General features: G+C 64.7%; 20 protein-coding genes. 11 read left to right on the top strand and 9 right to left on the bottom strand.

All coding sequences use genetic code 11. The annotated features are described in order from the left end of the window. The first annotated feature begins 206 nt into the window (after positions 1–206). The gene (locus FJ959_RS21735; RefSeq protein WP_140495956.1) at positions 207–686 is read left to right on the top strand and encodes an Lrp/AsnC family transcriptional regulator; all 480 of its coding nucleotides are present in this window, start codon (positions 207–209) and stop codon (positions 684–686) included. 173 nt (positions 687–859) lie between these two features. Beyond that, the gene (locus FJ959_RS21730) at positions 860–1,654 is read left to right on the top strand and encodes a glycosyltransferase family 2 protein (protein WP_140560642.1); all 795 of its coding nucleotides are present in this window, start codon (positions 860–862) and stop codon (positions 1,652–1,654) included. Between the two features lie 15 nt (positions 1,655–1,669). Here FJ959_RS21730 and gmhB read toward each other — a convergent pair whose 3' ends face one another. From gmhB to FJ959_RS21710, 4 genes are all read right to left on the bottom strand, one after another. Continuing rightward, entirely contained in the window at positions 1,670–2,320 is a 651-nt protein-coding gene (gmhB, locus tag FJ959_RS21725) for a D-glycero-beta-D-manno-heptose 1,7-bisphosphate 7-phosphatase (protein WP_140631912.1), read from the bottom strand. After that, positions 2,313–2,885, bottom strand: coding sequence for an SIS domain-containing protein (locus tag FJ959_RS21720; protein WP_140556028.1), 573 nt, complete (start codon positions 2,883–2,885; stop codon positions 2,313–2,315). The genes gmhB and FJ959_RS21720 overlap by 8 nt, the downstream gene beginning before the upstream one ends. Before the next feature lie 7 nt (positions 2,886–2,892). After that, positions 2,893–4,386 (bottom strand): D-glycero-beta-D-manno-heptose-7-phosphate kinase, encoded by a 1,494-nt coding sequence (gene rfaE1, locus FJ959_RS21715; protein WP_140631909.1) that lies wholly within the window; start codon positions 4,384–4,386, stop codon positions 2,893–2,895. 122 nt (positions 4,387–4,508) lie between these two features. Beyond that, complete coding sequence (locus FJ959_RS21710; RefSeq protein WP_140524876.1) at positions 4,509–5,141, bottom strand: LysE family translocator; 633 nt, start codon at positions 5,139–5,141, stop codon at positions 4,509–4,511. Positions 5,142–5,357: 216 nt separating this feature from the next. On the opposite strand from FJ959_RS21710, the gene rfaD reads away from it, so the two are divergent. The 3 genes from rfaD to waaC are packed head-to-tail and all read left to right on the top strand — an operon-like array spanning position 5,358 to position 8,274. Then, positions 5,358–6,308 (top strand): ADP-glyceromanno-heptose 6-epimerase, encoded by a 951-nt coding sequence (rfaD, locus tag FJ959_RS21705; protein ID WP_140631906.1) that lies wholly within the window; start codon positions 5,358–5,360, stop codon positions 6,306–6,308. After that, entirely contained in the window at positions 6,281–7,288 is a 1,008-nt protein-coding gene (waaF, locus tag FJ959_RS21700) for a lipopolysaccharide heptosyltransferase II (RefSeq protein WP_140631904.1), read from the top strand. The genes rfaD and waaF overlap by 28 nt, the downstream gene beginning before the upstream one ends. Continuing rightward, positions 7,285–8,274 (top strand): lipopolysaccharide heptosyltransferase I, encoded by a 990-nt coding sequence (gene waaC, locus FJ959_RS21695; protein ID WP_140516818.1) that lies wholly within the window; start codon positions 7,285–7,287, stop codon positions 8,272–8,274. The genes waaF and waaC overlap by 4 nt, the downstream gene beginning before the upstream one ends. Before the next feature lie 221 nt (positions 8,275–8,495). Here waaC and greA read toward each other — a convergent pair whose 3' ends face one another. Both greA and FJ959_RS21685 read right to left on the bottom strand, forming a co-directional pair. Beyond that, positions 8,496–8,969 carry a transcription elongation factor GreA gene (gene greA, locus FJ959_RS21690; RefSeq protein ID WP_008877613.1) on the bottom strand — a complete coding sequence of 158 codons (474 nt, stop codon included), beginning with the start codon at positions 8,967–8,969 and terminating at the stop codon, positions 8,496–8,498. A 267-nt stretch (positions 8,970–9,236) separates the two neighbouring features. Continuing rightward, positions 9,237–9,770, bottom strand: a complete 534-nt coding sequence (locus tag FJ959_RS21685; protein ID WP_140495965.1) for a tetratricopeptide repeat protein — start codon at positions 9,768–9,770, stop codon at positions 9,237–9,239. A gap of 150 nt (positions 9,771–9,920) precedes the next feature. On the opposite strand from FJ959_RS21685, the gene FJ959_RS21680 reads away from it, so the two are divergent. The 4 genes from FJ959_RS21680 to FJ959_RS21665 all read left to right on the top strand — a co-directional run bounded on the left by FJ959_RS21680 (position 9,921) and on the right by FJ959_RS21665 (position 13,211). Then, positions 9,921–10,346 carry a DUF3775 domain-containing protein gene (locus FJ959_RS21680; protein ID WP_140524880.1) on the top strand — a complete coding sequence of 142 codons (426 nt, stop codon included), beginning with the start codon at positions 9,921–9,923 and terminating at the stop codon, positions 10,344–10,346. 583 nt (positions 10,347–10,929) lie between these two features. Beyond that, positions 10,930–11,517 (top strand): extensin family protein, encoded by a 588-nt coding sequence (locus FJ959_RS32345; protein WP_246680826.1) that lies wholly within the window; start codon positions 10,930–10,932, stop codon positions 11,515–11,517. A gap of 109 nt (positions 11,518–11,626) precedes the next feature. Beyond that, positions 11,627–12,442 (top strand): extensin family protein, encoded by an 816-nt coding sequence (locus FJ959_RS21670; protein ID WP_140631901.1) that lies wholly within the window; start codon positions 11,627–11,629, stop codon positions 12,440–12,442. Between the two features lie 61 nt (positions 12,443–12,503). Next, positions 12,504–13,211 carry an LssY C-terminal domain-containing protein gene (locus FJ959_RS21665; protein ID WP_140631898.1) on the top strand — a complete coding sequence of 236 codons (708 nt, stop codon included), beginning with the start codon at positions 12,504–12,506 and terminating at the stop codon, positions 13,209–13,211. A 9-nt stretch (positions 13,212–13,220) separates the two neighbouring features. Here FJ959_RS21665 and FJ959_RS21660 read toward each other — a convergent pair whose 3' ends face one another. Beyond that, positions 13,221–14,243, bottom strand: coding sequence for an NAD(P)-dependent alcohol dehydrogenase (locus FJ959_RS21660; protein WP_140631896.1), 1,023 nt, complete (start codon positions 14,241–14,243; stop codon positions 13,221–13,223). A gap of 124 nt (positions 14,244–14,367) precedes the next feature. Between FJ959_RS21660 and FJ959_RS21655 the strand changes: the two genes are divergently transcribed. Continuing rightward, complete coding sequence (locus FJ959_RS21655) at positions 14,368–15,282, top strand: LysR family transcriptional regulator (RefSeq protein ID WP_140631893.1); 915 nt, start codon at positions 14,368–14,370, stop codon at positions 15,280–15,282. Between the two features lie 81 nt (positions 15,283–15,363). Next, entirely contained in the window at positions 15,364–16,674 is a 1,311-nt protein-coding gene (locus FJ959_RS21650) for a hemolysin family protein (RefSeq protein WP_140495971.1), read from the top strand. Positions 16,675–16,724: 50 nt separating this feature from the next. On the opposite strand, the gene FJ959_RS21645 is transcribed toward FJ959_RS21650, so the two are convergent. After that, positions 16,725–18,041, bottom strand: a complete 1,317-nt coding sequence (locus FJ959_RS21645; RefSeq protein WP_140631890.1) for an HlyD family type I secretion periplasmic adaptor subunit — start codon at positions 18,039–18,041, stop codon at positions 16,725–16,727. Between the two features lie 3 nt (positions 18,042–18,044). Further along, on the bottom strand, positions 18,045–19,787 hold the full coding sequence (locus FJ959_RS21640) for a type I secretion system permease/ATPase (protein WP_140631887.1): 1,743 nt from the start codon (positions 19,785–19,787) through the stop codon (positions 18,045–18,047). Between the last annotated feature and the right edge of the window lie 31 nt (positions 19,788–19,818).

Here is a 19,818-nt window from a genome sequence, read left to right as displayed (position 1 = left end):
CTCGTCGATGTCGCGCGTAATGTAAGTGTTGCCCACGACGCCAGCAAGGCAAGTTGGCGTTCGTCCCCGGAAAGCTTTGTCGCACCGGGCGAACCGCTCCGGTACGACGCGGATTTCTTCGTAGGGGATGGCGTGGACAGCAAAGTCGTTTAATTACAAAATCCCGCAAGATTCTTGCGCCACCCGTAATCATCGAAAGCCCCGAAATGCCGCTCAAGGCCGACCTCGACGCAATCGACTGGAAGATCCTGCGCGAATTGCAGGCAGATGGGCGCATGACCAATGTCGAACTGTCGAACCGCGTCGGCATTTCGGCACCGCCTTGCCTACGCCGCGTCAAGCGACTGGAGGAAGCCGGCATCATTCGCGGCTATCGGGCGCTGCTCAACGCGCCGGCGCTCGGTCTCGACGTGGTCGCCTTCTGCCTGGTCGGCCTGCACCATCAGGCCGATGCCGAGCTTCGCATCTTCGCTGAGCGCACGCGCGGCTGGCCGGTCGTACGCGATGCCTGGATGGTGTCGGGCGAATCCGATTTCCTCCTGCACTGCGTGGCAAGCGACCTCGGCGCCTTCCAGACCTTTGTCATCGAGGAACTGACCTCCACGCCGAACGTCGACACGGTGCGCACAGCCCTCACCATCCGCCGGGTCAAGGATGAAGGGTTGGTCTCGTTCGAGCGGCCGTGACGCCGATCGATTGCGGCGCCCGGCCAAAGCGAATTCCGGAATTTCGCCACATCGCCGCCGCGTTGATAACGGACAGGCGCAGGCAGCCGGATCGTCTTGTGCGATTTGGCGCCTGATTGGTTTCCTTGCCCAAGCAGCGTAAGTTCCAAGGACAATCCGCCGTGGAAGGGACCATGACCAGGTTTGCAAGCCCGATTTCGGCGCTCATCATCTGCATGAACGAGGCCGATATGATCGGCCCGTGCCTCGAAAGCATCGATTTTTGCGCCGAGATCGTCATCGTCGATTCAGGCTCTACCGACGCCACGTTGGACATCGTTCGGCAGTTTGTCGCTGAGGGCTATCCGATAAAGCTGCTGCACAATGGCTGGCCGGGTTTTCCGCATCAGCGGCAATTCGCGCTCGACCACGCCACGCAGCCCTGGTGTCTTTCGATCGACCCGGACGAACGCGTCGACGACCGGCTGCGGCAGTCGATCATGGCGGCGGTCGAGACGGCGAATGCCGGCATCAGCGGATGGTACATCCGCCGCCGCGACTGGCTGAAGGGCTACGGCTATGCCCATCGCTGGGTGCTGCACAACAGGCTGTTGCGGCTTTTCCGCCGGGAAGGTGCGACCATGGACGTGACCGCGCGGGTCCATGAATCCTTCGGCGTTTCCGGCGAGACCAGCACGATCGAAAGCGGCGTGCTGCTGCATCGCCGCGAAATATCGGTCGAGGAGGATCTGGCCCGGGCAAATGCCTATTCCAGCCTCAAGGCGGCCACCCTGGTCGAGAAAGGCAAGAAGCCGGGCCTGGTGCGGCTGGTGCTTTCGCCGCTCGGCAACTTCCTGAAATTCTACCTGGCCAAGCGCTACTTCCTGTGCGGCCGGCACGGCTTCGTCTATTCGATGTCGGTGATGATCTATTCCTTCGCCACCGAGGCCAAACTGTATGAGGCCTCGCAAGGCAGCGAACCGGCGTGAGCGGTCAGGCCCGGATCAAGACCGCTTATCCCGGCCATCGAGCCGCCCTATGGCGGCGATGAGACCGTCGAGGTCGCTGCTGTCCCGCAAGGGCCTGATGACGAAGCCGGAGCGAAGCTGCGCCTCGCCGCCGACGAGCCAGCCCTGCGGCAGGCCGGCGCTCAGGCCTGCCTCCATGTCGGCCAGCTTGTCGCCGACGATCACGGACCGCCGGAGATCGAGATCGAGGCGTCTCGCCGCCTCGAAGAGCATGCCGGGATTGGGTTTGCGCATCGGGTGATCCGATATGCCCAGCGGCCCCACGCCAGCCTCGTGGTAGGCGCAGGCCAGCACCATGTCCACGACAACGCCCTGATCGCGCAACAGCTCGAGCACGCGGCGGTTCACATCGGCGAAGGCACTCCAGCCGAAATAGCCGCGCGCGATGCCGGACTGGTTGGTCACCACCACGACCGGGATGCCGGCATTGTTGGCGGCGGCGATCGCCGGCAACATCTGCGGCCGGAGCTCGATCTCGGCCGGATCGCTGGGATAGTCGGTATCGACATTGATGGTGCCGTCGCGATCGAGGAACAGCGCCGGCTGGCCGGCGGGAAAAACCCTGCCGCCTATCCGCTCCACCCACAGGCCCGGCTCGGCCAACGGGTGCGGCGCCTTGTCAGCCATTGCTGAGGCGCGCTTCCACCACCTCGCACAGGTGATGGTAGAGGCACAGATGCCCCTGCTGGATGATCGGCGTCGAGGTCGAGGGCACGTTGAGCAGGATGTCGGTGAGCGGCGCGAGCTTGCCGCCTGTGTCGCCTGTCAGGCTGATCACCGTCATGCCCATGGTCCGTGCCTGTTCGGCGGCCGCCAGGATGCTCGGCGAATTGCCGCTGGTCGAGATCGCCAGAAGCACGCCGCCGGCAGCGCCATGCGCCTCGACCTGGCGCGAAAAAACGGTGTCGAAGCCGTAATCATTACCCCAGGCGGTCAGCACCGCGGCATTGGCCGGCAGCGCGATGACATTGTAGCCCTTGCGCTCCTTGAGAAAGCGGCCGACCAGTTCGCCGGCGATGTGAATGGCGTCGCTGGCCGAACCGCCATTGCCGCAGATCAGCAGCGCCTTGCCCGACGAAAGGGCGGCGACGATCGCGCTCGCCGCACGTTCCATCGCGCCTGTTAGATCGCGCTCGACCAGCGCCGTGATCGCGGCCGCCGAGCGGACCAGGTAATCGTTCAGTTCGGACATGAAACCCTCAATTCTTGTTGCCGGCCGAGCGCAGCCTGCCGATGGTGCCGGTCGTGCTCTTGCCGGCGACGAGATCGACCAGGACCACGCGCCCGCCCGCTTTCTGCACCACGTCCGCGCCGACCACGGTGTCGACCGTGTAGTCGGCGCCCTTGACGAGTATGTCGGGCAGAAGCGCCTCGATCAGCGCCAGCGGCGTGTCCTCGTCGAAGACCACCACCGCGTCGACCGACGCGAGCGCCGCCAGCACGCAGGCGCGGTCGTGCTGGTCGTTGACGGGCCGTTCCGGCCCCTTCAGCCGGCGCACCGAGGCATCGCTGTTGAGGCCGAGCACCAGCCGGTCGCACTGGCTGCGCGCCGCGTGCAGCAGGCTGACATGGCCGGCATGAAGGATGTCGAAACAGCCATTGGTGAAGCCGACGCTGAGGCCTTCCTCCTTCCACGCCGCCACCAGCCGTGCGGCCGATTTGGCGTCGAGGATGGCATCCCTGTGGACGCTCGGACCGTGCGATCGAAACAGCGCGCCGTTGAGTTCCTCGACCGTCAGCCGCGCCGTGCCTCGCTTGCCCACCACAACGCCGCCGGCTGCATTGGCGATCGAGGCGGCCGCGGCCGAATCGGCGCCGGCGGCAAGCGCCAGCGCGAAGGTCGCGATCACCGTATCGCCGGCGCCCGACACATCGAACACTTCGCGCGCCTGCGTGGCGATGTGGCGCGCCTCCGTCGGACCGACGACGCTCATGCCCTTTTCGCTGCGCGTGGCGACGACGAAGTCGAAGCCATGCGCCGCAAGCAGCTCGCGCGCCGCGGCCACGATCTCGTCATCGCTGAACACCGGCCGTTCGACCGCTTCGCCGAGTTCCTTGCGGTTGGGCGTGATGGCGGTCGCGCCGGCATAGCGTGCATAATCCCGGCCCTTCGGATCGACCAGCACCGGCTTTCCCGCCTCGCGGCAGATCGCGATCAATTCGCCGGCGACGCCGTCGAGCAGGATGCCCTTGCCGTAATCCGACAGGATGACGATGTCGGCGTGCGCCAGCGCGGCGCGGAAATGCCGGACCAGCGCCGCGCGCTCCGCCGCGCCGAGCGGCTTGATCTCTTCCTCGTCGAAGCGCAGCACCTGCTGGTTGAGCGCGCTGAAGCGGCTCTTGGACGACGTCATGCGGCCGCGCTCCCGCGCCAGGCCTGTCGTGTCGGCGCCAAGCTCGCCGAGCATGCGCACCAGGCTGTCGCCTGCCGTATCAGAGCCGATCACCGAGACCGGAATGGCGGCGGCGCCGAGCGAGATGATGTTGGCCACGACATTGCCGGCGCCGCCCATCGCCAGGCTCTCGCCGCGCCCATGGAGCACCGGGATCGGCGCTTCAGGCGAAATCCGCTCGATGATGCCGTTGACGAACCGGTCAAGGATGAGATCGCCAACCACCAGCACGGTGGCCTGGCCGAAACGCGCGATGGCGCGATGCAAGGGTTCGGGGGAAAGTGGGTCGTGCTTGATCATGTCACTGGCAACGCGCAAAAACCGGTTTTGAAGATGCATGGAGGACAAATTGGCCGGGATCGGTCGTTCATGGCGATGCCGATATACCGCAATTTGAGCCAGCGCAACGCCGGCTGGCCTCGTCAACTCTTCTGCAAGGCGACATGGACGCCAAGCCCGACCAGCACCGCGCCGCCGGCTCGCTGCATCATGCGCTGGGCGCTGCTGGAGCGGCGCAGCCTGCCGATCACGGCACCAGCCAGGAACACGCAGACGATATCGGCCGAGGAGAACATCAGGTTGACTGTCGTGCCCAGCACGACGAATTGCAGCCAGACCGGGAATGCGGCAGAGGCATCGATGAACTGGGGCAGGAAGGCCATGAAGAAGATCGCGGTCTTCGGATTGAGCACCTCGACGGCGATGCTCTCGAAAAAGGCGCGGCAAGCCGATTTCCGCTCGATCGCCGGCAGTGCCATGTCGCCTTCCGCGCGCTTGCGGAACAGCGCCACACCGAGCCAGATCAGGTAGAGCGCGCCGACGAGCTTGACCGCCATGTAGAGCGGCGGCACGGCGTGGAAAAGCACGGACAGGCCGGCGGCGGCGGCAAAGACGTGAACATAGCCGCCCAGATGAATGCCGAGCGCCGCAGTCAGGCCGGACCAGCGGCCGCGCGCCATCGTCTGCGCGGCGGCATAGAGCATGGCCGGGCCTGGAATATAGGCGAAGATCGCCGTGGTGGCGAAAAACGCGACGAGCAGCTCTGTCGACGGCATTCCTGGTCCCTCATGATCGCGCCCGGCGGCGCGAGCTGACTGAAGCGGCAGCTTTGCGGCGCCACTGTGGCGCGCTGCCCCGCGCAGGGCAATCGCGGACGGGTCCACCCCTCGATTGTTCTTGCGGATCCCAGTGCCGCCCGGCAACGCTGCTTTGTCGACAGCTTCGCAAGCCTCCCTTATAAGGGCCGGAATCGCAAGCAACCAGAGGCGTTCATGATCATCGTCACGGGCGGCGCCGGCATGATCGGCTCCAACATCGTCGCCGCGCTCAATTCGGAGGGCCACGACGACATTTTGGTCGTCGACGACCTGAGCGATGGCCACAAGATCGCCAACCTTGCTGACTTGCGGATCGCCGATTATCTCGACAAGGACGATTTCCTGGCCCGCCTCGAGGACGGCGGGCTCGGCCGCATCGAGGCCGTCTTCCATCAGGGCGCCTGCTCGACCACCACCGAATGGAACGGCAAGTTCATGATGGAGGTGAACTACGCCTATTCGAAGCGGCTGCTGCATGCCTGCCTGGCGCTGCGCGTGCCCTTCCTCTACGCCTCCTCGGCATCGGTCTATGGCGGCGGCTCCGAGTTCCGCGAGGACGCGGAGCTTGAGCGGCCGCTCAACGTCTACGCCTATTCAAAAAAGCTGTTCGATGACTATGTCAGGCGCAATGTCTTCGATACCGATCATTCGCAGGTCGCGGGCCTGCGCTACTTCAACGTCTATGGGCCGCGCGAGGCGCACAAGGACGCCATGGCCTCGGTCGCCTTTCATCTGTTCAACCAGGTCGGGCGTGGCGAGAATCCAAAGCTGTTCGGCGCCCATGACGGCTTTGGCCCCGGCGAGCAAAGCCGCGACTTCATTCATGTCGGCGATGTCGCCGATGTCAATCTGTGGCTGTGGAAGCGCGGCGCGAGCGGCATCTTCAACTGCGGCACCGGCCGGGCGCAACCCTTCCGCGCCATTGCCGAAACCGTCATCGACACGCTGGGCAAGGGCGAGGTCGAGTACATCCCCTTTCCCGACCACCTCAAGGGCAGCTACCAGAGCTTCACGCAAGCTGATATGTCGCGTCTGCGCGCGGCCGGTTACAACGGGCAATTCCGCAGCGTCGAAACCGGCGTCAGAGACTATGTCGAATGGCTGAAAGCCCAGCGATCCTCGTGATCGGCCCACGCTGGGTGGGCGATATGGTGATGGCGCAGTGCCTGTTCTCGGCGCTGAAGGAGCTTCATCCAAATGCGGCGATCGACGTGCTGGCGCCAGCCTGGGCGGCCCCTTTGGTCAAGCGTATGCCTGAGGTCCGCCAGCAGATCGATTTCCCGCTGAAACCCGGCGCGCTCGAATTCGCACACCGCCGCCGCTTCGGCCGCCTGCTGCGCGGCCGTTACGACAGCGCCTATATCCTGCCGGGCAGTTGGAAGTCGGCGCTGATCCCGTTCTTTGCCCGCATTCCACGCCGTTTCGGCCATCTCAGGGAAATGCGCTACGGCCTGTTGACCGATATCGTTCCGCTGCCGGAGGCCGTGAAACGGCTCACCGCGCAGGCCTATTTCGGCCTTGCACGGGGTGGCGATTTTCGGGCGCCTCATCTGATGGTGGACGCCAAAAACCAGGCCACCCTGCTCGACCGTTTCGGCCTGGGGCCGCAGAAATTCGTGGCGCTGATGCCGGGTGCTGAGTTCGGCCCGGCCAAGCGCTGGCCGAGCGAACACTATGCCGGCCTTGCCCGGGAGTTCATGGCCAGAAGGTTCAAGGTCGCGCTGTTCGGGTCGAAGAACGACCGCGAGGTGACAGCGGAGATCGCAGCCCTCGCTCCTGGCGTGGTCGACCTGGCCGGCCAGACGCGGCTGGAGGACGCCATCGACCTGATCGCGGCCGCGCGGCTGGCGGTCTCCAACGACAGCGGGCTGATGCATGTTGCGGCGGCGGTCGGCACGCCGGTTGTCGCCGTCTATGGTTCGACCTCGCCACAGAACACGCCGCCGCTGGCCGAACGGCGCGAACTGGTCTGGCTCGGCCTGTCCTGCTCGCCCTGCCACCGCAAGATCTGTCCGCTCGGCCACCTCAATTGCCTGAAGACGCTCGAGGTCGCACGGGTCATGGCGGCGGCGGACCGGCTGCTGGACATCCCGGCCGCCGCATGAGGGTGCTGATCGTCAAGACATCGTCGATGGGCGACGTCGTCCACACCTTTCCGGCGCTCCAGGATGCGCGCCGCGCACGGCCCGATATTGCTTTCGACTGGTGCGTCGAGGAGGCTTTCGCCGGCATCGTCGCGCTGCACCCCGCAGTCGGAACCATCCACACGGTCGCCATCCGGCGTTGGCGAAAACATCTCTTCGACAAGGCCACCTGGCGCGAGGCGACCGCCTTGCGACGCGCCTTGCGTGCGTGCCGCTATGATCTGGTCATCGATGCGCAAGGCCTGTTGAAGTCGGCGCTGGTGGCCAGGCAGGCGAAAGCGCCGATCGCCGGCTTCGACCGCTCAAGCGCGCGCGAGCCTTCGGCAACGCTGCTTTACGACGTCGGCCACGCCGTCCCTCGCAACCTCCACGCCATCGAACGGACGCGGCGGCTTTTCGGGCTGGCATTGGGCTACCGGCCCGATCTTTCGATGCTGGATTCGGGCATTGTGCCGCCGCCCGGCAATCTGACCGGCATAGCCGGCAACACGGCCTTCCTGCTGCACGGCACCAGCCGCGAGGACAAGAAGTGGCCTGTTGAAGACTGGATCGAAACCGGCCGCCTGCTGGTTGAGCGCGGCATGACGCCGGTCACGACCTGGTCGGACGAGCGCGAACAGGCGGTGGCTGAAGCGATCGCCCGGGCAGTTCCATCGACGAGCATCGTGCCAAAATCACCATTGGCCGACATCGCGGCGATCCTGGGCAGCTCGAGGCTGGTAATCGGCGCCGATACGGGGCTCACGCATCTCGCCAGCGCCTTCGGCCTGCCGACGGTCGCGGTGTTTTTGGCCACGGAGCCGGGTTTGACCGGTCCGCGCGGCCCCTATGCATCGACGCTGCAGGCCGCGCCCGGTGAGCGAGTGTCGCCCGCGAGGGTGGTGGCTGAGGCTGAGAGGCTGCTGGAGCACCAGACGCATGGTCAGGCCGGCGCTGGCAAGAACTGATCTATTCAATCGGAAAGCTGGCGCTGCCCCTCATCGCCCTGCCGGGGAGAAGGACACCTTCACCGATGACTGCGCCAATTTTAAGCGTTTGCAGAATAGACGCCGACTTCGCGTTCAGCCGTCTTCTCCCCGTCACTATACGGGGAGAAGGTGCCGGCAGGCGGATGAGGGGCGGCGCCAACCTTGGCTAAAAACGCGCAGATCAGCGCCCCTCGAACCCCTTAGATAAACTGCACCTGGACGATCTCGTATCCCCTTGCACCACCCGGCGCGTTGACCTCGATGGCGTCGCCGACTTCCTTGCCGATGAGCGCCCGCGCGATCGGCGAGGAGATCGAGATGCGGCCGGACTTCACGTCCGCCTCCTGATCGCCGACGATCTGGTAGGTCTTCTTCTCCTCGGTGTCCTCGTCGACCAGCACCACGGTGGCGCCGAACTTGACCTTGTCGCCGCTGAGCTTGGTGACATCGATGACTTCGGCCCGGGCGATGAGATCCTCGAGCTCGTTGACACGGCCCTCATTGAGGCTCTGCGCCTCTTTGGCGGCATGGTATTCGGCATTTTCGGATAGGTCGCCGTGCGAGCGCGCTTCGGAGATCGCCTCGATGATGCGCGGCCGCTCCTCCTGCTGGCGCCAGCGCAGTTCTTCCTTCAATGACGCGAACCCCTCGCCTGTCATCGGGACCTTGTTCATGATACCTGACCTTTCCTGCCGCCACCCCCGCATTTCGGGGAAAGCCTTATCGATGGTGCAAAAAGAAAACGGTCCGGCAGCCTCGGGCTAACGGAACCGTTCACCGCAATTTCCCTGAATATAGCAATCTTTGCGGGCTTTTCACGCCCAAAAATCGGTTTCTGAAGAAATCATCACCGTTTTCGCGCGCGCCGTCGCAGGAGCCGGCATGGCAACAAAAAACCGGCCGTGATTGCTCGCGGCCGGTTCGAAAAGGCATTGAGGGGGTCAGCTCCTCATGAAATGGTCGATCTGTTCGGCCAGCATGCCGTATTCGCGTGAACCCTTGCCGGTTCGCTTTTCGATCTCCATCAGCTGTTGCTGGGCGCCGGCCAGGTCGCCGATCTGGAGATGGGCTTCGCCGAGATATTCGCGCACCAGCGTGTAGTTGGGATCGATGCGCAGCGCTTCCTCGTAATAGCCGAGGCCAACGGCGACGCGGCCGGAATGGCGGTGCGAATAGCCGAGATAGTTGAGGATGCGCGGGTCCTGCTTGTTGGCGGCGAGGCTGAGCACGGCGATCGCCTCGTCATAGCGGCCGGCCATCGCCAGGTCATGCCCGGCATCATAGATGCTGTCGTCGTCCAGCATGCCTTCCTGGGGTGCGACGCACTTGTTCTTCTTCTTGTCCCAGACCATGCCTTTCTTGCATTTGGTGGTCGTACTGGTGTCGTCACCGCTGCCTGCGGCAAACACCGGAACGGCAAGGAACTGCAGAGCGAGAAGCGCGCTCGCCGCCTGGATCAGCACTCTTTTATGCATCGGAGCCTCCTGGAGGGGTGAGAATGCAACACTAACGCAGCGTGTCGGCGGTTTCATCCCGGAAAAAAGCAAGGGGCTAACATGAGGTGACGGATGCTCGAAATCCGCTATCATCGGCGGCGATGAAAGCTGAGCCAGCGGAGACCGCCAGTGCAGCGACGGCTTGAAAAGAACTGGGATTTGACGATCGGGCCCGACACCGTGCGGCTGTTCATCCTCAAATGCAAGGCGTTGAGCGCCGCGATCAATGAAGACTATGCCGACGGCGCCGAACACGAAATCGAGTTCGATGGAAACACCCGTGACAATCATCATCATGACGGACTCGCCGAGGAAAGCTCGGAAAACCTGACCGAAGAGGAACTGCGCGAGCTGATCAACGACCTCAATGTCGACGAGGCGGCCGAGCTCGTCGCGCTCGCTTGGGTCGGCCGTGGCGACTACGATGCCTCGGAATGGGCCGACGCCGTCGCCGCCGCGCGCGAGCGCGCCAACAAGCACACGGCCAAATACCTGCTCGGCTTGCCGTTGCTCGCCGATTGGCTGGAGGAAGGGCTGGAAGCGATCGGTGCGTAACGCGCCGGTAATCGATTGTGATCGGGCCTAAGCGCCTTCCAGGCAACTTCGAGCATCCCGGCACCGTTTCGAGGCGATGGCAACACTGAGCTTTTCCCGAAAATACAGGATTGCATTGGTCATGGTCGTGACAGCACTGCTGGTGACGCCGGCCGATGCCAGGCATCGTCACAGGCATCACGAGCCGCTTTCACCACGGGTGGAACAGCCGCTGACGCCGCGGGTTGACCGGCAGCTGAAACCGCGCGGCGAAAGGCATCGCAAGCCGAAGCCGGCACGGCAGAGGACGCAAAATCCGAAGCCGGTACGTGCGGATGTCCCCGTGCCTGAACCGCGCCCCGCTGACGCGCCAGAACCGAACACGCAAAATCCAGCCGCAACATCCGACCGGTTTCAGGAGGAAGGATCCCCTCGGAAGCAACAAGCCCGGCCCGAGCCGCCAGCCGATGCGAAAGGCGAACCGGAGCCGCCAGCCGTGGCGCCGACGCCGACACAAAGGCCTGAGACTGCGGAACCGGAGGTTGAGCCGCCGGCCCTCGCCCCGCCACCGCCGCCAAAGCCGGCGGACGCGGACAAAAAGGAGATGCTTCCCGATCCGCGTTCGGCTGACCTGCCAGACGCGAAAATGCCTGCCGAGGAAGTCGCCTGCCGCGAGCGGCTGAGGGGTCTCGGTGTCGAATTCGAGGAGCACAAGGCTGAAAGCGATCGCGATATCGGCTGTTCGATCCCCTATCCCCTGGTGCTGAAGAGCCTTGGCAAGTCGATCGCCATTGCCCCGGGCGCCGAGCTCAATTGCGCAATGGCCGAGGCGGCGGCACGCTTTGCCGGCAACGTCATCCAGCCGGCGGCGAAAGCCGAATTCGGCACCGACCTGAAATCGATCGGCCAGGCATCGGCCTTTGTGTGCCGGCCACGCAACGGCACGCGCAAACTGTCCGAACATGCCTTCGGCAATGCGCTCGATATTGCCAGCTTCACACTTGCGGACGGCAGGACGATCGAGGTCGGCCCGGCGCCACCGGACAAGGACGCCAAATTCCTCGACGCGGTGCGCAAGGCCGCCTGCGGGTCGTTCAAGACCGTGCTGGGCCCGGGCAGCGATGCCGATCATTCGCTGCATTTGCACCTCGACCTCGAGCCGCGCCGCCACGGCGGTACCTTCTGCCAGTAGGGCCGGCTCAGAAGCGATGCCGCAATTCGGCCGCAGGCATGAACGCCGGCGCTGATTTTTCCTTTACCGTTGATCGTTAAAATCCCGCCTATCGGGAAAGGGACTGCCTATGGACGGGATATTTCGTGCCGCGCTGGCGCTTGCGCGGCAATCGAAACGCGCGCGCGCCGCTGCCGGCGGGGTGGCCGCCCTGCTTGCGCTGGCCGCGGTGTCGGCCTGCAACACCGGCAACGTGCTGGCACTGGAGCCGGCCGTCGATGTCGGCGCGCAGACCGCGGCCGTGCCGCAATATTCAGGCATGCAGCGGCTGGTTCCTTCCAATCCCTACATGACGCAGGCCGCCTATCCACGCATGGACGAGCCGATGTCGCCGGTCGAGCAGATGCCGGCCAGCGAGACCGACTGCCGTCAGCAGCTGAGGCGCCTCGGCGTCACCTTCACCGACCTGGCGCCGATCCATGAAGGCCAGTGCGGCATCGACTATCCGGTGAAGGTTTCGGCCATCGGCAGCGTCGAGATGAAGCCCGCCGCGACGCTGACCTGCGACATGGCCGCCAGCTTCGCCGCGTGGACGAAGAACGAGCTCGTTCCTTCCGCCCGCTGGCGCTACTTCTCCGGCGTCAGGACCATCCACCAGGGTTCCAGCTATTCCTGCCGCAACATCGCCGGCGAAGGCGTGCTGTCGGAACACGGCAAGGGCAACGCGCTCGACGTGATGAGCATCGAACTCAACAATGGCGACGACGTCGACGTGCGCAAGCCCGGCCTGTTCGCCTTCCGCACCCGCGGCTTCCTCAACAATGTGCGCGCCGACGGCTGCCAGTATTTCACCACCGTGCTCGGCCCCGGCTACAACTACGACCACCGCAACCATTTCCACTTCGACATCAAGAACCGCAAGAGCGGCTATCGCACCTGCCGCTGATCCCTTTGCCTGGCGGCGGCTTCGCCGCCTACAGTGACGTCGTAGAACTCGAGCGGCATCGATGAGCCAACGAAGCTTCCGACGACGCGCTGCGACCTGGCTGGTGTTGCTCCTGGCGACCTATCTGGTGCTGGCCTATGTCGCCGCGCCGGAATTCTGGACGTTTCGCGATCGCGGCTTTCGCAGCCAAAGCTTCGAGATGGTGACGCACACCCCGCAAGGCATTCCGGGCGACCCGATCAATGTCGGCCTGATCGGCACGCAAAAGGAGGTTGTCCATGCCTTCGCCGTCGCTGGCTGGGACACGGCCGACGCCGTGACGCTGAGAACCGCGATCGATATTGGCGAAAGCGTCTTGTTTTCGCGCCCCTATCCGGACGCGCCGGTGAGCCGGCTGCTGTTCGAAGGCCGCGCTCAGGATCTTGCCTTCGAGAAGCCGGTAGGTGGCAGCGCCGACCGCCGTCACCATGTGCGCTTCTGGCAGACTGATGCCACCGGCGACGACGGCCGTCCGCTATGGCTGGGCTCGGCCAGTTTCGACCGTGGCGTGGGCCTGAGCCACGACACCGGCGCCATCACCCATCATATCGGCCCCGACATCGATGCCGAACGCGACTTTCTTATCCAGGATTTGACCGCCGCCGGAATGCTGATCTCAACCAGCGACCTGGAAGGCATCGGCGCCACCACGCACGGACGCAATGGCGGCGGCGACCCCTATTTCACCGACGGCAAGGCCGTGCTCGGCGTGCTGAAGCAACTGCCGTGATGCCAGAAGTCAGCTCGTGGCGATCACGACCTTGCCGAACGGTCCCTTCTCCAGATGCTGGAAGGCCTGCGCCACCTCCTCGAAGCCGAAGACCTTGTCGACCACCGGCCGGATACCGAGCACCTCGATCGCCTGGTTCATCCGCTCGAAGGCGCGGCGATGGCCGATCGATATCCCTTGCACGACGATGCGATTGCGCAGGAACGGCACGATCGGAAAGCTGAGTTCCATCGAGCCCAGCAGGCCGATGACCGACAGGCGGCCGTCGGCGGCCAGGGCATCGAGCGATCGCCGCGCATTGTCGCCGCCGACCATCTCCAGGATATGGTTGACGCCGGTTCCACCCGTCAGGTCACGCGCGGCTTCGTCCCATGCCGGCTGGGTGCGGTAGTTGATCACTTGCCAGGCGCCGAGTTTCCTGGCCCGCTCGAGCTTGTCGTCGCTGCTCGAGGTGACGATGGCACGCAGGCCGAAAGCGGCCGCGAATTGCAGTGCAAACAGCGACACGCCGCCGGTACCCTGGATAAGAATGGTCTGGCCGGGCACCGGCTTCGTCGCCTCCGCCAAGGCAAACCACGCCGTCAGCGCCGCGATCGGCAGCGTCGATGCCTCGGCGTCGCTGAGCGAAGGCGGCGCCAGCACGACGGCATCCTCGTGAAGCAGCACGTAGTCGGACAAGGTGCCGGGCAGTGACAATCCCAGCGTGTGCTGGTGAAGCACCGGCGGCGCATCGCCGTCAGGCCAGTCGGCGATCACTTGGCCCAGCACGCGTTGCCCGGCCTGGAAGCGGCTGACGCCACCGCCGACCGCCACGACCTCGCCCACCGCATCCGATGTCGGCACGAAGGGGAAGACGAGGTCCGGGATCAGCACCCCGTCTAGGATCATTCGATCCTTGTAATTCAGCGATATAGTCTTGATCCGCACCAGCAGCTCACGAGGCCCGGGTGCGGGTACCTTTCCCCGCGCCGGTTGCAGCTTGGACAGGCCAAAACCGGTCATTTGCCAGGATCTGTTGATGTCTCTGTTCATCTCGTCTGCTCCGGATTGAGTTGCTGGCGAGATCTTTACGTCATTCCACTATGGAAAAAAGTGCTTCTATGCGGCATAATTGGAAACGAATTGAAGATCATTATTCTACAATAGGGGCACAGCCATGGAATCCGCCGATCTGCAGGGCATTGTCGCCTTCGTTCAAACGATCGAAGCCGGCAGCTTCACCAGTGCGGGAGAACGGCTGCGCGTGACGAAATCGGCGGTCGGCAAATCGATCGCACAGCTGGAGCATCGGCTTGGCGTGCGTCTGCTCAATCGCACCACCCGCAGCCTGAGCCCGACAAGCGAAGGCCTCAGCTATTACGAAGCCTGCGTCAGGGCGCTGTCCGAAATCGAAGCCGCCCAGTCGCTGCTTGCCTCGCACCGGCAAGTGCCCTCGGGCCGGCTTCGGGTCGATTTGCCGTCGGCCTTCGGCCAGCGCTGCGTTGCCCCAGTTTTGTTCGACATTTCCAAGCGCTTCCCCGATCTGGCGATGGAGATCTCCTTCAACGACCGTCGCGTCGATCTCATCGAAGAAAGCATCGACCTGGCAGTTCGCATGGGCGAGCTCGACGACAGCCTGTCGCTCGCGGCGCGGCGGCTCTATGTCCAACGCTCGTGCGTATTGGCCGCCCCCGCCTACCTCGAGGAGCACGGCAGGCCGCGAACGATCGAGGAGCTCGCCGCTCATAAGCTGATCGGCTACACCCGTAACGGCGTCGCCCATCCCTGGACCATAAGGCCCGCCGACGGCCAAATCGGAAAGTTCACACCGCGGGCAAGGCTGGTCCTCGACAATGGCGAGCCGATGCTCGACGCCGCCCTTGCCGGCTGCGGCATCACCTTCCTGCCGACATGGTTGGCGGCGGACAGCCTCAGGAGCGGTGCGCTCGAAATGGTGCTGTCGGACCGCCTCGTCGAAAACATTGCCGTCCACGCCGTTTGGCCGGTGACGCGAGCAGTGACGCCGAAGGTCCGCGTCGTAGTCGATGCGCTGGTCGAGCATTTTTCGGCGCCGCCCTGGGATGCCACCTGACGGGGCCGCATGCGCTGTCATCTTCCTGAAAACGGCTGCTGACTATTTTCCAATCCAGCACGGCAATGCTATTGACCCCTGATGCTATATGTTGAAATCGCCACCGTGGTCGTCCTCATCTGCGTGAACGGCCTTCTGGCAATGTCCGAGCTTGCCATCGTCTCGTCGCGGCCGGCCCGCCTCAAGGCAATGATCGATCGCGAGGTTAAGGGCGCCGGCCGGGCGCTTGCGCTTGGCTCCAACCCCGGCAAGTTCCTGTCCTCGGTACAGATCGGCATCACCCTGGTCGGCGTGCTGTCCGGCGCCTTTTCCGGCGCCACGCTCGGCGAAAGGCTGGCGCAGTTCCTGGCCTCGAACGGCATCCGCGAAAACATCGCCGATCCGCTCGGCGTCGGCATCGTCGTGGCCATCATCACCTATGCCTCGCTGATCATCGGTGAGCTCGTGCCCAAGCAGATCGCGCTGCGCGACCCCGAGCGGGTCGCCGTGCGCGCCGCCCCGGCCATGACCGTCCTCGCCACCGTCTCGGCGCCGCTGGTCTTCCTGCTCGATATCTCGGGCCGCGCCGTGCTTTGGCTGCTCGGCCAGCGCGGCGAGAGCGAGGAGAAGGTTACCGACGAGGAGATCAAGATGCTGGTCGCCGAGGCCGAGCATCACGGCACCATCGAGTCCGACGAGCGCCGCATGATCGCCGGCGTCATGCGGCTTGGCGACCGCGCCGTGCGCGCCGTCATGACGCCGCGCACCGAGGTCGACTGGATCAACCTCCAGTCCGACGATGCGACCACCCGCAAGCTCCTGATGGATACGCAGCATTCGCGCTTGCCCGCCGGCGACGGCGGCGTCGACGCCATGATCGGTGTCGTCCAGACACGTGATGTGCTGGCGGCATTGCTGGGCGGCCGCGCGCTCGACCCGCGTCGGCACGTGCGCACCGCGCCCATCGTGCACGATCAGGCCGACGCGCTCGACGTGCTGCAGACGCTGAAGGAATCCGACGTGCCGATGGCGCTGGTGCACGACGAATACGGCCATTTCGAAGGCATCGTCACCCCCGCCGACATCCTGGAGGCCATCACCGGTGTCTTCCGTTCCGACCTCGAAGCCGGCGAGGAGGAGAATGCCGTCAAGCGCGACGACGGCTCATGGCTGCTTGCCGGCTATATGCAGGCCGACGAGATGGCCGAGGTGCTGGGCATCGACCTGCCGGAAAACCGCGACTACGAGACCGTCGCCGGCTATGTGCTGTCACACATGCACCATCTGCCGGCGACCGGCGAATGCGTCGACGCGCAAGGCTGGCGTTTCGAGGTGGTCGATCTCGACGGCCGCCGCATCGATAAGCTGATCGCCACGCGCCTGCCCAGCGGCCACCGCGAAGTGGTGCGCTGATTGTTCCAACTTTGCCTCGGGCCAAGCGGTCATTGGCCGTCCGTCCGCGCCTACTGCTCCCTGAAGGCGCGGGCGAACGAATCGAGCATCGGCCGCGCGAGATATTCCAGGAAAGTCCGGTCGCCAGTGCTGATGAACGCCTCGACCGGCGTCCCGGGATAGAGCTGTTCGGGCTTCACGCGGGATGGCAGGTCGTCGATCTTCAGCTTCGCCCGGAAATAGGGTTCACGCGTAGCCTCGTCGATCAGCCGATCCGCGGAAATCTGTGTCACGGTGGCTGGAACCTCGGGCGTGAGCCGCGTGTTCAAGGCGGACAATCGCAGTTTCACCGGCTGGCCGACGCGCACCTGATCGATGTCCTTCGGCCGCAGCTTCGCGTCGACGACCAATCCCGATGCCGTCGGCAGGATCTCCATGATCTTTTCGCCCGGGGCAACTACGCTGCCCTTGGAATTGTAGGTCGACGACACCACGATGCCCGCTGCCGGCGCCTTGATTGTCGTGCGCCGCAGCACCGCCGCGGCCGCCCTGATCTGTTCCTCGACGTCGGCCAGGTTGGAGCGAACCTCGTCCAACTTCGTCAGCGCCTCCTCCACCCGTTGCGTGGTCAAGCGCTCGGTCTGCTCCTGCGCCTCGACGATCTGGGTGCTGGCCGATGCAAGACTGGCCTCCAGCGCTCCCGCCTGGCCGACGAGGTCGGCTTCGCTGCGCAGAAGCTGGGAGTATTCGGTGCGGTTGGTCAGGCCTTTGTCCAAAAGGCTGGTCTTGATGCCGAGCTCCTTTTTCACCACGTCTACCTGCTGCTGGATGGCTTGTTTCTGGGCGTTCAATCCCACCACGGACTGGCGATGCATGGCGACCCGCTGCGCGAGGATGGATCGTTCCGACCGGAACCGGGCGAGCCTGGCGTCGAATTCCTTCTGCTGTTCGCGAACCAGCATTTCGAAATCGTGCTGAAGCGGCGCCGGCGCCGCTGTTGTGATCGGCGCCAGCCTGTCCAGCCCGTCCCGCTCCGCCTCTAGCCGCGCCGCACTTGCCCTGAGCGCGATCGACTGCCTCGTCAGCCGGTTGAGCTCGGCCTGCGCGGCGGTTGGATCCAGCACGATCAGATCCTGCGCCTGCCGCACGCGATCGCCTTCGTGGACCAGCAACTCTTGGACGATGCCGCCCTCGGGGTGCTGGATGAGGATGTTCCCGCCCATCGCCGAGATCGTGCCTTGCGTGATCACCGCTCCGGACAAGGGGGCATAGGCCGCCCAATAGCCGAAGCAACCTGCAAATACCGCTATCGCAGCATAGCCGGCCAATGCCACGCGTCCTGTGTCGGTGCGCGGGCTGCATTCCTCGGCGAGGCTGTGCACTGTCATCATCTACGATCCAAAGCGGGTGTTTTGCGGGGCACTGCGGAGGGTCGTGGCGAACGACCCCGTCACCACCGTATTCTGCCGGGAAGAATTGCCGGCGAGCGGCTGCCGCAGCAACTCGCTGCTCGGGCCGAAGGCTTCGATCGCGCCGTCGCGCAGCAGCATCACGCGGTCGCAGGCCGCTGCGATCGAAGGGCGGTGCGTGATCACGATCAAGGTAATCCCCGCCGACCGCGCATCCGAGAGCACCGCTTCGAGCGCCGCCTCGCCGGCGCCGTCTAGATGGGCATTGGGCTCGTCCAGAACGAGAATTCTGGGGTTGCCGTGCAGGGCGCGCGCCAGCCCGATCCTTTGGCGCTCGCCGCCCGACAGCGCCCGGTCAGACGGACCGATCATCGTCTGGTAGCCGTCGCGCTGCGTCAAAATCAGTTCATGGGCCTGGGCACGCTTTGCCGCCTCGACGATCGAGGCGTCATCCGCGTCGGGGTCGAAGCGGCCGACGTTCTCCGCGATCGATCCCGGGAACAGTTCCACCTCCTGCGCGAGATAGCCGATATGCCTTCCAAGCTGCTTTTCGTCCCAGGTCCTGAGATCGGCACCGTCGATCCTGACCGAGCCGCTGACCGGTTGGAGCGCACCGACAAGCAATCTGGCGAGCGTCGATTTGCCGGCTCCGCTCGGGCCGACGATCGCCACCGCCTCGCCGGCCCCGATGTGGAAATTCAGCCTCTTGACGATGGGCGGACCGCCGGGCGTATTCGGCGCGACGTAGATCAGATCCTGCGCCGAAATCGCGCCTGACGGATCAGGCAAGGCCAGTTTTTGCACCGCGGACGGACGTGCCGAAAGGGTCGCCTCCAGCCGTTTCCACGATCGCCTGGCGTCGACGATCTGCCGCCACGAGCCGATCAGTTGGTCGAGCGGCTGCAGCGCGCGCGACGATACCAGGGAAGACGCGAAGATCATCCCGGCCGTCATCTTGCCTTGCAGGACAAGCCATGCACCCACGCCCAGTATCGCCAGCTGCAGCATCATCCGCACGGCCCGCGACGTTCCGCTGAAGATCGCATTGGCCGTCGACGCGCGGTCGTGAACGATCAGCGCTTCGGCGACGTGCTTTCCCCACGCCCGCGCGGCGTTCTGGACCATGCCCATGGCGCGCAGCGTCTCCGCGTTGCGGGCAAAGGCCTGCTCCGACTGGCTGGCGACCGCCGAACGTCGTGAAAACAAGGCGCCGTTCCTGCCGATGGCAAGCTGGGTTGCCAAGACCAGTGCAAGCAGCATCGCCACGCCAGCCAGGGTGAGCCAGAACAGGACGGGATGGATCAGGTAGAGCAGTCCGAGGAAGAACGGAGCAAACGGCAGGTCGAACAGGACCGCCACGCCGCGCGACCTGATGAAGGCGCATACCGAGGCGAGATCGCGCAATGGCGACAGGCCTGCGGAGGCGTGGTCGGCGCCAAGCGAAGCGGCGAACGTCTCCGCCCCGAGCTTGCTGTCGATGCTGGCCGCGACGCGCTGCGTGTAAATGGAGCGCACCGCGTCCAGAAAGCCCAGAAAGACCAGCGCGAGAACCGCGATGACCGACAGGTAGACAAGCGTCTCGACATTGGAGGAAGGCAGGACCCGATCATACACCTGCAACAGATAGAGCGGGATCACCAGCAGCAGGATGTTGATCAGCAACGAGAAAACGCCGACATCGGCGATGGCGCGCCACAAGACCGCCCGCAGACCTGACTGTCCCATCGTTCCCGCGCTCCCTTGGCGGCTCATGTCC

The sequence above is a fragment of the Mesorhizobium sp. B2-2-4 genome (genome assembly GCF_006442375.1).
Classification (GTDB): Bacteria; Pseudomonadota; Alphaproteobacteria; order Rhizobiales; family Rhizobiaceae; genus Mesorhizobium.
The sequence above is the reverse complement of the archived record's forward strand: the minus strand, read 5'-3'. Positions and strand labels throughout refer to the sequence as shown.